Origin of the sequence: Myxococcus sp. AB056 (genome assembly GCF_006547365.1) — a bacterium.
Classification (GTDB): Bacteria; Myxococcota; Myxococcia; order Myxococcales; family Myxococcaceae; genus Myxococcus; species Myxococcus virescens.
Genome location: NZ_VHLB01000035.1, coordinates 1 through 14733 on the forward strand (window position 1 = coordinate 1; position 14733 = coordinate 14733).

9 protein-coding genes and 1 pseudogene are annotated in these 14733 nt (G+C 66.2%); 7 read left to right on the top strand and 3 right to left on the bottom strand.

The genetic code is table 11. The features are described 5' to 3' along the window. A pseudogene (locus FMP39_RS17125) lies at positions 1-228 on the bottom strand (hypothetical protein); the annotation flags it as partial. A gap of 976 nt (positions 229-1204) precedes the next feature. Here FMP39_RS17125 and FMP39_RS17130 point away from each other — a divergent pair. The 4 genes from FMP39_RS17130 to FMP39_RS17145 all read left to right on the top strand — a co-directional run bounded on the left by FMP39_RS17130 (position 1205) and on the right by FMP39_RS17145 (position 7374). Next, positions 1205-3268 (top strand): PrkA family serine protein kinase, encoded by a 2064-nt coding sequence (locus FMP39_RS17130; protein WP_141591406.1) that lies wholly within the window; start codon positions 1205-1207, stop codon positions 3266-3268. A 22-nt stretch (positions 3269-3290) separates the two neighbouring features. Beyond that, positions 3291-4400, top strand: a complete 1110-nt coding sequence (locus FMP39_RS17135) for a DUF444 family protein (protein ID WP_141591408.1) — start codon at positions 3291-3293, stop codon at positions 4398-4400. A gap of 35 nt (positions 4401-4435) precedes the next feature. Then, a complete protein-coding gene (locus FMP39_RS17140; protein ID WP_141591410.1) occupies positions 4436-5929 on the top strand; it encodes a SpoVR family protein in 1494 nt (497 codons plus the stop codon). A gap of 266 nt (positions 5930-6195) precedes the next feature. Next, positions 6196-7374: a M23 family metallopeptidase gene (locus tag FMP39_RS17145; protein ID WP_141591412.1), complete on the top strand. Its 1179-nt coding sequence runs from the start codon at positions 6196-6198 to the stop codon at positions 7372-7374. Positions 7375-7421: 47 nt separating this feature from the next. On the opposite strand, the gene FMP39_RS17150 is transcribed toward FMP39_RS17145, so the two are convergent. Beyond that, entirely contained in the window at positions 7422-8006 is a 585-nt protein-coding gene (locus tag FMP39_RS17150; protein WP_141591415.1) for a DUF2378 family protein, read from the bottom strand. A 224-nt stretch (positions 8007-8230) separates the two neighbouring features. Here FMP39_RS17150 and FMP39_RS17155 point away from each other — a divergent pair, with 224 nt between their 5' ends. The 3 genes from FMP39_RS17155 (at position 8231) to FMP39_RS17165 (ending at position 12708) form a co-directional block, all read left to right on the top strand. Next, positions 8231-10735, top strand: coding sequence for a glycogen/starch/alpha-glucan phosphorylase (locus tag FMP39_RS17155; RefSeq protein WP_141591417.1), 2505 nt, complete (start codon positions 8231-8233; stop codon positions 10733-10735). After that, complete coding sequence (locus FMP39_RS17160; RefSeq protein ID WP_141591419.1) at positions 10732-11208, top strand: nuclear transport factor 2 family protein; 477 nt, start codon at positions 10732-10734, stop codon at positions 11206-11208. Before FMP39_RS17155 ends, FMP39_RS17160 begins: the two co-directional genes overlap by 4 nt. 429 nt (positions 11209-11637) lie before the next feature. Continuing rightward, the gene (locus FMP39_RS17165) at positions 11638-12708 is read left to right on the top strand and encodes a lipase secretion chaperone (protein ID WP_141591422.1); all 1071 of its coding nucleotides are present in this window, start codon (positions 11638-11640) and stop codon (positions 12706-12708) included. A gap of 15 nt (positions 12709-12723) precedes the next feature. Here the strand turns inward: FMP39_RS17165 and FMP39_RS17170 are convergent, their stop codons facing one another. Further along, entirely contained in the window at positions 12724-14676 is a 1953-nt protein-coding gene (locus tag FMP39_RS17170; protein WP_090490379.1) for a M3 family metallopeptidase, read from the bottom strand. Between the last annotated feature and the right edge of the window lie 57 nt (positions 14677-14733).

The window sequence follows — 14733 nt, forward strand, 5'->3', positions numbered from 1 at the left end:
GTGGTAGCGCGCCTGTCCCCTCCCCGCCCCCGCCTGCCATTCCACGTAGAGCGGCACCGAGACCTCGGGGCCATACTCCGTTCGCAGCTCACGGCCGGCCCCCACGCCCAGCACCGTCTCAACCTCGGGAGAGACAGACACCACCATGCCCTGGCCCCACCCTGGCCGCTGCTCCAGCCGCAGCGCTCGGCGAGGTGAGCGCCCTGCATCGAGCAGTGCCGTCGCCACCACGCCTCCGTCCGCATGAGGGACTGTTGCCTGGACCCATGCGCCAAGAAGACAGGTTGCGACGAGCAGGACGGGCACCAGGAGGCTCCAGGGAAGGACACGCGCCCATGCCCCACTGCATACGCCATGCTCAGTGGCCGTCCTCTCGTGCACGCCCCTGAGCCGTCCAGAATGGGAGACCCTTCGAGTGAAGCAGGGCCTGCGACGAGCCACCTTCCGCAGTCCTTGATGTCTCATGCGATGAGCTTGAATGCGGGCGACAAGCCGCCTGCCAGCAAGCCTCGAGGTCCCATCCGGCTTCTGGCGGCACCTTTTCGAGCCACGGGTCGCCTTCCTACACGCCCTGATGTCTCACGCGGCATGCCTGGTGGCGACGAGCCCCTGGACCACGAGCCCATTCCCGCCTGCCCGATACCTGGCATGACATGCGCGATGTCCGTCGCGCCTCGCCGTGACGTGAGCGGAGCATCATCCCCTTGTCACCTCGCGGGACGCGCGTCCGCCGCACGACACTCACTCGGTACCCGACGCCCATCCCGCACGGCCGCCCGACTGCTTTCATGCATGCAACGCCAACCTCGTCCGTGAAGGCTCCGCGCCGACATGTGGAGTGAAAGGGCACGCTGCCCCACAACCCACACGAGCATTGCTGCTGCCGGGCGCCTGGGAAATGACCGTTCAGGCGTTCACTACCCTTCGTGCAGCCGGTGTGCGCCTACCCCCGTGGGCGAGGGCCCTTATAATCAAGATGCCTTTTCACCCCGTGGAGGGGGTGCGCCTTCGGGCGTTCCACCCCTGACACGAGCGTAACGCGCGGTCCCACTCCGCGGCGGGGTCCCGAAGGGGCAGCAGGGCTGTCGTGCCTGGGACCTCGTCGGGGTGGGTGTGGAATGGCAGTCATGCCCTCCAGGTTGACCATTTTGGCCCCCCAGTCGGCGCGGCTTTCCGCGTCCCCGGGTGGCTCCGAGGGAGAGACATGAAGGACGCTGAGAAGGGTTCGTGGGTCTCCAGAATCGCCGCGTTGCAGGACGTGAAGACCTACGCGGAGCTCAACTGGGAAGGCTCGTTCGAGGAGTACCTCGAAATCGTCCGGCAGAACCCCAAGGTCACCCGCACCGCCTTCCAGAGGATCTACGACATGATCCTCAGCCACGGAAAGACGGAGTACATCGACAACAAGAAGAAGCTCATCCGCTACCACTTCTTCAGTGACGAGAAGTTCGGCGGCCGTGACGCCATCTTCGGGCTCGATGTCCCGCTCATGAAGCTGGTCAACGTCTTCAAGTCCGCCGCGCAGGGCTACGGCACCGAGAAGCGCGTCATCCTCCTCCACGGCCCCGTGGGCTCGTCCAAGTCCACCATCGCGCGCCTGCTGAAGAAGGGCACCGAGGACTACTCCAAGACGCCGGAGGGCGCCGCGTACACCTTCTCCTGGCTCACCGACAAGAAGGGCTCGGACGGCGCCCCGGTGAAGGAGAAGATGAAGTGCCCGATGAACGAGGAGCCGCTCAACCTCATCCCCCGGGAGTGGCGTTCCAAGATCTACGCCGAGCTGTCTCCGCCCGAGTCCGGCTACACCATTCCGGATGGCTCCGAGCTGTGCCCCGCCTGCCGCTTCGTCTTCAAGGACCTGATGACGCAGTACCAGGGCGACTTCGCCAAGGTCATGAGCCACATCCGCGTCAACCGGCTCGTCTTCAGCGAGAAGGACCGCGTGGGCATCGGCACCTTCCAGCCCAAGGACGAGAAGAACCAGGACTCCACCGAGCTCACCGGTGACATCAACTACCGGAAGATCGCCGAGTACGGCTCCGACTCCGACCCGCGCGCCTTCAACTTCGACGGCGAGTTCAACATCGCCAACCGCGGCATCATCGAGTTCGTCGAGGTGCTGAAGCTGGACGTCGCGTTCCTCTACGACCTGCTCGGCGCGTCGCAGGAGCACAAAATCAAGCCGAAGAAGTTCCCGCAGACGGACATCGACGAGGTCATCCTCGGCCACACCAACGAGCCCGAGTACAAGAAGCTCGAGAACAACGAGTTCATGGAGGCCCTGCGAGACCGCACGGTGAAGATTGACGTCCCGTACATCACCAAGCTGTCCGAAGAGGTGAAGATCTACGAGAAGGACTTCAACTCCCGCGCCATCAAGGGCAAGCACATCGCTCCGCACACGCTGGAGATGGCCGCCATGTGGGCCGTGCTCACGCGCCTGGAGGAGCCCAAGAAGCACAACCTGTCGCTGCTCCAGAAGCTCAAGCTCTACAACGGCAAGACCCTCCCGAATTTCACCGAGGACAACATCAAGGAGCTGCGCAAGGAGAGCAACCGCGAGGGCCTGGAAGGCATCTCCCCGCGCTACATCCAGGACAAGATCTCCAACGCCCTGGTGAGCGACAAGGGCGAGGGCTGCATCAACCCCTTCATGGTCCTCAACGAGCTGGAGGCCGGCCTCAAGACGCACTCCCTCATCAACAACGAGGACACGCGCAAGGGGATGAAGGAGCTGCTCACGTCCGTGAAGCAGGAGTACGAGGACATCGTCAAGAACGAGGTCCAGCGCGCCATCTCCGCGGACGAGGACGCCATCGCCAAGCTGTGCGGCAACTACATCGACAACATCAAGGCCTACACCCAGAAGGAGAAGGTCAAGAACAAGTACACCGGCCTCTACGAGGAGCCCGATGAGCGGCTGATGCGGTCCATCGAGGAGAAGATCGACATCCCCGATACCCGCAAGGACGACTTCCGCCGCGAAATCATGAACTACATCGGCGCGCTCGCGGTGGAGGGGAAGACCTTCAACTACCGGACCAACGAGCGGCTCCACAAGTCGCTGGAGCTGAAGCTGTTCGAGGACCAGAAGGACAGCATCAAGCTCAAGAACCTGGTGTCCTCCGTCGTCGACAAGGAGACGCAGGAGAAGATCGACCTGGTGAAGGACCGGATGATGAAGAACTACGGCTACTGCGAAATCTGCTCCACGGACGTGCTGAACTTCGTGGCCAGCATCTTCGCCCGCGGCGACGCGAAGGAGTAACACCAGAGAGGGGCGAGCCGTCGTGACCTTGAAGATCCACCAGGACCACTCCCGCTTCAAACAGATCGTCCGGGGGAAGATCAAAGCCAACCTGCGCAAGTACGTGCAGAAGGGCGAGATGATTGGGAAGAAGGGGAAGGACGCCATCTCCATCCCCATCCCCTTCATCGACATCCCCCGCTTCAAGTACGGACACAAGGAACAGGGGGGCGTCGGACAGGGTGACGGCGACGTCGGCCAGCAGCTCGGCCCCGGGGCGGTGGAGCCCGGGGAGGGCAAGCAGGCCGGCCAGGGCGAAGGCGACCACGCCATGGAGGTGGACGTCACGCTCGACGAGCTCGCCCAGATTCTGGGCGAGGAGCTGCAGCTGCCCAACATCGAGCGGCGACAGAACGAGCGCATCATCACCCAGAAGATCCGCTACACCGGCGTCAACACCACCGGCCCGGAGTCGCTGCGGCACTTCAAGCGGACCTTCAAGCAGGCCCTGCGGCGGCAGATTGCCGCTGGCACGTATGACCCGGCGCGGCCCGTCATCATCCCCACGCGCGAGGACCGCCGCTACCGCAGCTACAAGCTCCAGGACCTGCCCGAAACGAACGCGGTCATCATCTACATGATGGACGTGTCCGGCTCCATGGGTGACGAGCAGAAGGAGATCGTCCGCATCGAGAGCTTCTGGCTCGATACGTGGCTGCGCCACCAATACAAGGGCCTGGAGGCGCGCTACATCATCCACGACGCGGTGGCGCGCGAGGTGGACCGCGACACGTTCTTCCATACCCGCGAGTCCGGCGGGACGATGATCTCCAGCGCCTACAAGCTCTGCCGGGACATCATCCTGGCGGACTACCCGAAGAGCGCGTGGAACATCTACCCGTTCCACTTCAGCGACGGGGACAACTGGAGCGCGGACGACACGCGGCAGTGCATTGAAATGCTGCGGAACGACGTGCTGCCCAACGTCAACCAGTTCGCCTATGGCCAGGTGGAGTCCCCCTACGGCAGCGGCCAGTTCATCAAGGATTTGCGCGAGGCGGTGGGAGACACGCCCAACGTCGCGCTGAGCGAAATCGCGGACAAGGACGCCATCTACGCGTCCATCAAGAACTTCCTCGGCAAGGGCCGCTGACTTCAGCGGTCCTTTCCCACTGGAGCGACTGCCCGATGCCCAAGAGCCTCCCACCTCGCCTCGCCTCGCTCCGCGACGAAATCCATGGCTACGCCAAGGAGTTCGGCCTGGACTTCTTCGACACCCATTTCGAGATGGTGTCCTACGACGAGATGAACATGGTGGCCGCCTACGGCGGCTTTCCCACCCGCTATCCCCACTGGCGCTGGGGCATGGAGTACGAGCAGCTCGCCAAGGGCTACGAGTACGGGCTGAGCAAGATCTACGAGCTCGTCATCAACAACGACCCTTGCTACGCCTACTTGATGGAGAGCAACCCGGAGGTGGACCAGAAGCTCGTCATGGCCCACGTCTACGGCCACTGCGACTTCTTCAAGAACAACTTCTCCTTCCGGCACACCAACCGCCGGATGATTGATGAGATGGCCAACCACGCCACGCGGGTGAGGCGCTGGGTGGACAAGATTGGCGTGGAGAAGGTCGAGGACTTCATCGACCGGACGCTGAGCCTGGAGAACCTCATCGACCAGCACGCGCCGCACATCCGGCGCAACCCGGACCCGAAGAAGGCCGAGGACGAGCTCAAGGCCAACGAGCGCGTGGAGGGCTTCAAGGTGGGCCGCGAATACATGCGCGGCTACATCAACCCGTCCGAGTTCCTCGACTCACAGCGCAAGAAGGTGGAGGACGAGAAGCAGCGCGCCAAGAAGTTCCCCGAGCGCCCCCAGCGCGACGTGTTGCTCTTCCTGCTGGAAGAGGCGCCGCTGGAACCGTGGGAGGCGGACATCCTCGCGATTCTGCGCGACGAGGCCTACTACTTCGCGCCCCAGGGCCAGACGAAAATCATGAACGAGGGGTGGGCCAGCTACTGGCACTCCACCATCATGACGCGCCGGGCCCTCAAGGACGACGAAATCATCGACTACGCGGACCACCACTCCGGCACCATGGGGACCCGCCCTGGCGCCATCAACCCGTACAAGCTCGGCATCGAGCTGTGGCGCGACATCGAGGAGCGGTGGAACAAGGGCCGCTTCGGCAAGGAGTGGGACGAGTGCGATGATTTGCGCGCGCGCCGCTCCTGGGACAAGAAGCTGGGCGCCGGCCGCGAGAAGATCTTCGAGGTCCGCAAGCACTACAACGACATCACCTTCATCGACACGTTCCTGACGCCCGAGTTCGCGATGGAGCAGAAGCTCTTCGTGTACGGCTTCAACGACAAGCGCAACTCCTGGGAGATCCTCGACCGCGAGTTCAAGAAGGTGAAGAACAAGCTCCTCCAGGGACTCACCAACTTCGGCCAGCCCATCATCGAGGTGGTGGACGGCAACTTCGAGAACCGCAGCGAACTGCTGCTGGCGCACCGCCACGACGGACAGGACCTCAAGGGCGACTACGCCCGCGAGACGCTGCGCAACCTCCAGTCCCTGTGGCGCCGGCCCGTCAACATCCTCACGCGGTACGACAACAAGGGCGTCATTCTGCGCTTCGACGGGCAGAGCCACTCCGAGCGGAAGGTGGAACTCTGAGCAGCCGTGCCCGGCCCCGGGCGGTGCGTCGAAGGTTCACCGACGGCATCGCCTGTTCGCGGTAGCGCGGGCCCGCGGACACAGGCTTCGTCGATGCGCAGGAGCCCCTGAGGACACCGGGTGGGCAGCGCCTCCCTCGGGGGCGCAGGGAGGCTGGGCCAGGCGCTCCTCGGGGGCTTCAAGCAGCCAGGCAGCCGAGCCCGGAAATTTCCCGGCCCTTCGCTGGGCGAGCGCCAGGGCGTCCACTACACTCGGCCGCCGCTCCCATGAGAATCGCTCCCCTGCTCTGCCTGGCCGCCGCGCTGCTGGCTTCGACGTCCGAAGCCGCGGTCCGTCACGTCATCAAGAACCGCCGTATCGAGCCGCGCCAGACGCTCGCGCAGGCGCTGCACGATGCGCAGCTCCCGGACGCGCAGGTGGCCGCAGTCATCTCCGCGCTGGAGGGCGTGTTCGACTTCCGCAAGTCGCGCGTGGGCGACCAGCTGCGGCTCGTCATCCGCGACGGGGAGCTGGACTTCTTCGACTACCGCCAGAGCATGGTGGACGAGTGGCAGGTCCGCCGCGACGGCGAGAAGTACGTGGGCAGCAAGCGCGCCATCGAGGTGGAGAAGCAGGTCGCCGTGGTGGCGCTGGAAATCCAGTCGTCGCTGTACGAGGCGGCGGTGGCCGCCGGCGAGGACCCGGCCATCGGCATGGTGCTGGCGGACGTGTTCGCCTGGGACATCGACTTCTACCGTGACGTGCGCAAGGGCGACACGGCGCGCGCGCTGGTGGAGAAGTTCGTCTCCAAGGGCCGCCTGCTGCGCTACGGCGACGTGCTGGCGGCGACGTACGCGGGCGGCCTCGTGGGCAACAAGAAGGTGTACCGCTACGTGCTGCCGGACGGGCAGCCCAACTATTTCAACGAGGAGGGCGCCAGCGCGAAGAAGACCTTCCTCAAGACGCCCCTGAAGTACGCCAACGTCACCAGCCGCTTCGGCTCGCGCTTCCACCCGGTGCTCAAGTACCTCAAGGCCCACAATGGCGTGGACTACGGCACCCCCATCGGCACCCCGGTGTGGGCGGTGGCGGATGGCACGGTGACGCAGGCGGGCTACGCGGGCGCCGCCGGCAACATGGTGGTCATCCGCCACGCCAACGGCTTCGAGACGCAGTACATGCACCTGTCGCGCTTCGGCGAAGGCGTCCGCGCGGGCGCCCGCGTGCGGCAGAAGCAGGTCATCGCCTACTCCGGCAACACCGGCCGCTCCACCGGGCCGCACCTGCACTTCGGGCTCAAGCGCAACGGCCAGTACACCAACCCGCTCAACCAGCAGTTCCCCCGCGCGGACCCTCTGCCCAAGGAGCTGCTGCCGGACTTCCTCGCCAAGGCGCAGGAGCTGACAGGGCAGATGGAGGCCGTGTCCGTGGCCGCCGTCGCCGGGCAGGCCGCGGCCATGCCGTGACGCTGTGACGCCGTGCGCGTCCCCTCCGTGGGACGCGCGCCGCGGGTCTACTCCCAGGTGATGACGTAGTCAGCGCCTGTCACGCCGCGAGGCGTGCCCACCACCCGGCTCTTGCAGCCAACGACGCTCAGCGCCTCCGTCAAGACGCCCTCGTGGTACTGCACCGGCTGCATGTCCCCGTGGAAGACCAGGCGCACCTGCTTGTCTCCCAGCACGGCGAATTCGCGCCGGCCATAGTTCACCAGCGTCGAGTACGCGGTGGGCGCGTGGGAGAGGAGCCGCTTGGGGTCGCCCTTGCCGATGAGCCGGTTGAGCGTCTGCCCCACCGTGGACTGGAAGAAGTGCGTGACGGCCGCGGCCCCGCAGGCCCGCACCGCATCCTCCATGGAGCCGTAAATGGGCGTGAGCGCTTCCGACGTCGCGTACAAGAGGCGCAGGGCATCCACTGCCGGGTAGGAGAAGAAGTCCACCGGGGAGCGCTTGAAGAAGGGCTCACGCAGGCGCGTGGCCGCCTCCATGCCCAGCTTCTTCTCTGTCAGGTTGAACACCGCGTTGAAGACGAGCCCGCGCACCGTGTCGTCGGGACGGATGACGGCCAACCGTTGTTCGAGGTCGTTCTGCGGAAAGCCCATGGCGGATCGATCTCTACATCAATCCGTCTCCGGGTTGGCGCGCCATCCACCGGCAGGCAGTCCGCCGCCCTTCCAGGTGAGCTGTCCCCAAGGGCTGGGACGCGCTTTACCGGTGCGATGCGAGACATGGCTGCGCTAGCCTGACGCGCGTTCGCGAACCCGGGAAACCCCGGTGCCCGCGAAACCATGAACCCGCAGCAACTCCGTCCAGAGATACCCGCGCCATGGCCCCTCCTGCCTCCGCCTCCCAGCAGCCCCGCCCCGCCCAGCCGGCCACGACCGACGACAGCGGGCTCGGGCACGACGCGGCCAGCTTGCGCCGTTCCTTCCTCGACCACGTCCGCTATTCGCGCGGAAAGAACTACGAGTCGTCCACCCCCCACGACCGCTTCATGGCGCTGTCGCTCGCGGTGCGTGACAGGCTGGCGGACCGGTGGGTGAAGACGTCGCGCACGTATTACGAAAAGGACGTCAAGCGCGCCTATTACCTCTCCGCCGAGTACCTGCTGGGTCGAGCCCTGGGCAACAACCTGTTGAACCTGGGGATGTACGAAGCGGCCACCGAGTCGATGCAGGAAGTGGGGGTGGACCTCACCAACCTGCTGGAGATGGAGCCGGACGCGGGCCTGGGCAACGGCGGTCTGGGCCGCCTGGCCGCGTGTTTCATGGAGTCGCTGGCCACACTGGCCTACCCCGGCATGGGGTACGGCATCCGCTACGAGTTCGGCATCTTCACGCAGGACATCGTCGACGGGTACCAGGTGGAGCGCGCCGACGAGTGGCTCAAGTTCGGCAACCCGTGGGAAATCGTCCGGCCGGAGAAGGCAGTGCCGGTGCGCTTCTTCGGGCGCGTGGAGCACCACCAGGGCCCGGATGGCCGGCCCGTGGCGCGCTGGGTGGGTGGCAAGACGGTGGTGGGCGTTCCGTATGACACGCCCATCGCCGGGTACCACAACAACACCGTCAACACGCTGCGGCTGTGGCAGGCGCGCGCCTCCGAGGAGTTCGACCTGCTGCTGTTCAACGCGGGCGACTACGAGCGCTCGGTGGTGGAGAAGAACGACTCGGAGGTCATCTCCAAGGTCCTCTACCCCAACGACGCGTTCCAGGCCGGCAAGGAGCTGCGGCTCAAGCAGCAGTACTTCTTCGTCGCGTGCTCCATCGCGGACATCGTCCGGCGCTATCTGAAGAACCACACGGACTTCAAGGACTTCTCCCGCAAGGCGGCCATCCAGCTCAACGACACGCACCCGGCCATTGGCGTAGCGGAGCTGATGCGCGTGCTGGTGGATGAGAAGCGCCTGCTCTGGGACGAGGCGTGGACGATTACCCAGGAGACGTTCGGCTACACCAACCACACGCTGCTGGCCGAGGCGATGGAGAAGTGGCCGGCGACGCTCTTCGAGCGGCTGCTGCCCCGCCACCTGGAAATCATCTACGAAATCAACTCGCGCTTCTTGCGGCAGGTGCAGATTCGCTACCCGTACGACCAGGAGAAGATGCAGCGGATGAGCCTGGTGGAGGAAGGGGCCGAGAAGAAGATTCGCATGGCCCACCTCGCCGTCGTCGGCAGCCACAGCGTCAACGGCGTGGCCGCGCTGCACACCGACCTGCTGCGCCGGGACGTGCTGACGGACTTCGCGTCCATGAACCCGGAGCGGTTCAACAACAAGACGAACGGCGTGACGCCGCGCCGCTGGCTGGCCTGGTGCAACCCCCGCCTGTCCAAGCTGATTACGTCCCGCATCGGCGAGGGCTGGGTCACGGACCTGGACAAGCTGACGAAGCTGGAGGCGCACGCGGAGGACCCGGCCTTCCGCAAGGCCTTCCGCGAGGTGAAGCGCGCCAACAAGGAAGACCTGGCCCGGCACATCCGTGACTTGCGCTGGGTGCAGCTCAATCCGGACGCCATCTTCGACGTGCAGATCAAGCGCCTGCACGAGTACAAGCGCCAGCTCCTCAACGCGCTGCACATCGTGGCGCTGTGGATGAAGGCGCGCAGGGACCCGTCTACCATCATCCACCCGCGGGCATTCATCTTCGGCGCCAAGGCGGCGCCGGGCTACCACCTGGCGAAGCTGACCATCCGGCTCATCAACGGCATCGCCGAGGTGGTGAACAGCGACGCGGGCACCACGGGCCTGCAGGTGGTTTTCGCCCCCAACTACCGCGTGAGCCTGGCCGAGCGCATCATCCCCGCCGCCGACGTGTCCGAGCAGATCTCCACCGCGGGCATGGAGGCGTCCGGCACCGGCAACATGAAGCTGATGCTCAACGGCGCGCTGACGCTGGGAACACTGGACGGCGCCAACGTGGAGATTCGCGACGCGGTGGGCGACGAGAACTTCTTCCTCTTCGGCCTCACGGCGGACGAGGTGATTGCTCGCAAGCGCGAGGGCTACCGCCCGCGCGACGAGTACAACCAGCACCAGGAGCTGCGCGAGGCGCTGGACCTGATTTCCACCGGCTTCTTCTCGCCGGAGGACAAGCACCTCTTCAAGCCGCTGGTGGACAGCCTCCTGGAGGAGGACCGCTACCTCATGCTGGCGGACTTCCCGTCGTACATGGCGAAGCAAGAGGACGTCGCGCACGCCTACAAGGACGCCGACAGCTGGGCGCGCAAGTGCATCATCAACGTGGCGCGCGGCGGCATCTTCTCCTCGGACCGGACCATCAAGCAGTACGCCGAGGAAATCTGGCGCATCCAGCAGACGCCGGTGGATCCGTGAGCACAGGGCCCGCCTCCCCTTCCCTCCCGGCCGGTGACGACGCCGGCCGGACGGCGCTGGAGGACGTGGTGCGGGCCTTCACCGACGCCTTCAACCGCGACGACCTCGATGCGGTGATGGCGTACTTCACGCCGGACGCGCTGTACGAGACGTACGACGGAAAGCTGTGCCGGGGCCTCGCGCAGGTGCGCGAGGCCTTCGCGGCGCAGTTTCGCGGTGACTTCGGGCGCATCCGATTCCTCACCGAGGACATGGTGGTGGATGCGCCCGCAGGCAAGGTCGTGTTGCGCTGGCGCTGTCAGCACGAGGTGTCCGCGCGCCGCGGCCCGCGCCAGCTCATGTACCGGCTGCTGTACGGCCAGCACTTCGGCTGGTACGGGCTGGACGTCCTGCACTGGGAAGCAGGACGTCTGCGCGAGAAGCGGACGTATGCCCAGGCCGGGCTGCCCCTGGTGCGACGTGGGAGGCCTTGAGGTCAGGCTGGGACGGGCTCAGTAGCTCCAGCTCCAGCACGCGCCGTAGGTCGTGCGCTCGCAGATGGTGTTCGCCACATCCTGGCAATTGCCCCAGTCGACGCCACCTGCGAACTCCCACGGAGCAGATGGCGCCAGGGATGTAGCCCTCACAGATGGCCTGCGCCGCCGTGGTCAGCGTCGAGCCGTCGGCATCCTCCAGCTCCGCTCCGCCGCACGCACTGACGAGGAATCCGAGCGAAACGCTGGCAAACAAGGTCATCACCTACTTCATGGTGTCCTCCCGGAGAACAATCCAAATCAGAACATAGACACTCACGGACTCGCCCATCACCTTCGTTACACGGAAAACATCCGAGGCCTCCGGCTCCTCTCAAGGGACTGGAGGGTGATTGGCATTGGAGTCGTCACGTCCGAGGACCTGGCGGCATGAGATTGCAAGCCAACCGGGTGCTGGGAGCGAGTGCGGCCATACTGGGCCTGCTCTTGGGCTGGCGGCTTCTCCCCGTGGGACAGAGTGCTGGCGCGCCCCCCGCCCCTGGCCCCGTGAGTTCCCAGGGCCGCAACAGTCCAACGCTCGTGGGGACCCCGGCGAGCCGTCCGCCCACACCGGGCACCGTCACCGCAGCAGCCCCGGCGGCAGAGCCCCTAGCCTTGGAGTTGGAGGTGCTGCGCCTCTCGCTGCTCGAGCGCTTCGGCGCGCGCCTGCACGAACCGTCCGTCCAGCTCCGGATGCTGGAGCAGCTCATGCGGTATTTCCAGACGCGCTCACCAGACCGGTGGCGAGAAGAACTCCAGACATTCCTCCGCAGCGCCTTTCCCGGTCAGTACGAAGCGCTGGCCACCCTGCTGCGCGACCGTCTGGACTACGAGAAATGGGTGAAAGACAACGACGCCTACCTGCGAGGGTTGGACTCGAAGCAGCGCCGTGCCGCCGTTTGGGATGCGCGCAACCGCCTCTTCGGGAAGGAGACGGCGCAACGCCTCTGGGCTTCGGAGCTGAAGCACCAGGCGCTGGTGGACGCGCTCCAGGTGATTGATGCGAGGCAGGACCTGCCCCTCTCGGAGAAGCTGTCTGCCTACAAGGCGCGGCTGGGAGAGGTCTACGGAGACGGGGCACCAGCGCAGCTCGCCCGGCATCCACAGGAGACGATGAATCGCTTCCTGGCGCTGCCCTCCGTTCAACGTGAACTGACGGGCATGACACCGGCCGAACGCGCGCGCAGCCTGTGGGCCGTGCGCCAGGAGATGGGGCTGAATGACGAAGCGCTGCGGCGATGGGACGCGCTGGACCAGACACGGGATGCCCGCTGGGAAGCGGGCCTTCGGTACATGGCGGAGCGCACAACTCTGGCACGGACGCTCTCCGGCGATGCGCTGGAGGCCCGGCTCCAGGAGGTGCGCGCCCGCTACTTCGGCACTGAGGCGGACGTCATCGCCCAGGAAGAGGCCAGTGGCCTCTTCCGCTTCACGCGCCCCCGGCAGTGGGGGCGCAACTGAAACGCGGACGGGACGTCACGCCGCCTGATTGAGCCACTCCTCATAGGCGCGGAAGTCGTAGTCGCGCCCCAGGAAGGCATTCACCAGCCGGGCCGCGTCGTCCGAACCACCCGGCTCCAGCACCGCGCGCCGGTAGGCCTGGGCGGGCTCCGGGGACAGCATCCCCTTCTGCTGGAACACCGTGAACAGGTCCTTCGCGATGACGAGCGACCACATGTACGTGTAGTAGTTGGACGAGTACCCGTCGAGGTGGCCGAAGGAGAGGTGGAAGTAGGTGCCCTCCACGTACGGGAAGGGCGTGAACTTCCCCTGGAGCTCGCGCACGAGCGACACCGCGTCCACGCCCTCCGGCTTGCGCCGGTACAGTTCCAGGCTGAGCGCCGCGTAGAACATCTGCTGGCGCACCCACAGGCCCTTTCCGAACTCCTCCGCGCGGCGCATGCGCTCCACCACGTCCGCGGGGATGGGCTCGTTCGTCTGGTAGTGCTTCGCGAACGTCTGGAGGCTGGCGGTGTCACGCGCCCATTCCTCCAGCATCTGCGACGGCGCCTCCACGAAGTCCCACTCCGTGCGCACGCCGGACACGCCCGCCCAGCGCGTGTGGCCGCCGAAGATGTGGTGCAGCAGGTGGCCGAACTCGTGGAAGAAGGTCTCCACGTCGCTGTGCTGGAGCAGCGCTGGCTCCGCGCCAGGACGGGGGAAGTTGCAGACCAGCACCCCTTCCGGCAGCCGCCGGCCCGACTTCCCGCTGGTCAGCGTGAACTGGGCCGCGTGCTTGTACTTGTCGTCGCGCGGGTGCATGTCCAGGTAGAAGCGCCCGCGCAGCGTGGCGCCCTCGAACACGTCGTAGGCCTCCACATCCGGGTGCCACACCGGCGCGTCCGCGACGCGGCGGTAGGTGACGCCGAACAGACGCGCCGTCAGGTCGAGCACGCCCTGCTTCACGCGCGTGTACTCGTAGTAGGGCCGCACCACCTGCGAGTCGAAGGCGTACTGCTCCGCCTTCACGCGATCCTCCAGGTACGCCTGGTCCCACGGATTGACGCGCTCGGCGCCAGGGACGTCACGGCGCTTGCGCTCCAGCAGCGTGGCGTAGTCGCGCTCCATGCGCGCACCGGACGCGGCGGCGATCTTCTCGATGAAGTCCGAGGCGGCCCCCTCGTCCCGAATCATCTTGTCCTCGGTGGCGTAGGCCGCCCAGTTCCGGTAGCCCAGCAGCGTGGCCAGCTCGTTCCGGCGGGACACCATGCGCTGCAGGACGTCCGCGTTGGCGGGATGGCCGCGCTGGCGGAAGACGCGCCACATCTGCTCGCGGGCCTGGGCATCACGCGAGTACGTCATGAAGGGGACGATGTCCGGGTAGTCCGTGGTGATGCGCACCTTGCCATCCGGCCCGGGCGGGTGGGCGCGCACGTAGTCGTCAGGCAGGCCCTCCAGCGCGGACGGCGCCAGCGCTTCCGTGCGCGTGTCCTGGCGGATGTTGCGGCTGAACTCCTGGCCGATGCGGACCAGCTCCTCCTGGAGCGCCTTCACCCGGGCGCGGGTGGCGTCATCCCGGTCCACGCCCGCGCGGCGGAACTCCCGCCGCACCTTCTCCATCCACTTCCGCGTGGCGGCGTCCTCGCCGGACAAATCCAGCGCGGCCAGCACGTCATAGACGCCCCGGTCCATGCGGATGTCGTTGCTGAGCGTCTCCAGGGCCTGCTCGGCGGCCTCGGCGGCCTCGCGCATGGCGGCGTCCGGGTGCGCATGGCGGGCGACGCTGGCGCGGGCTCCCGCATCGTCGAGCGCGGCCGTGGCCTCGTCGTAGAGCTCCAGCACCTCGCGCGTGACGTAGGGGGGGCGGAGGGCCTTGAGCTGGGCGATTCCCGCTCGGGCGGCGGCCATGGCCTCCTCACCGGCACGCGTGAATTCGGCCGGTGGGCAGGTGACGAGGCGGGCGGCGTCGGGGACTTGGCTCTCTGACACAATCTGCTCCTGGACGTGATGACGGCGAATGTACGGCCGCAAAGGTAATGCGCCGGA

Coding starts and splice junctions, on each gene's coding strand:
- FMP39_RS17130 (WP_141591406.1), top strand. CDS start 1,205: ATGAAGGACGCTGAGAAGGGTTCGTGGGTCTCCAGAATCGCCGCGTTG.
- FMP39_RS17140 (WP_141591410.1), top strand. CDS start 4,436: ATGCCCAAGAGCCTCCCACCTCGCCTCGCCTCGCTCCGCGACGAAATC.
- FMP39_RS17145 (WP_141591412.1), top strand. CDS start 6,196: ATGAGAATCGCTCCCCTGCTCTGCCTGGCCGCCGCGCTGCTGGCTTCG.
- FMP39_RS17150 (WP_141591415.1), bottom strand. CDS start 8,006: ATGGGCTTTCCGCAGAACGACCTCGAACAACGGTTGGCCGTCATCCGT.
- FMP39_RS17155 (WP_141591417.1), top strand. CDS start 8,231: ATGGCCCCTCCTGCCTCCGCCTCCCAGCAGCCCCGCCCCGCCCAGCCG.
- FMP39_RS17165 (WP_141591422.1), top strand. CDS start 11,638: ATGAGATTGCAAGCCAACCGGGTGCTGGGAGCGAGTGCGGCCATACTG.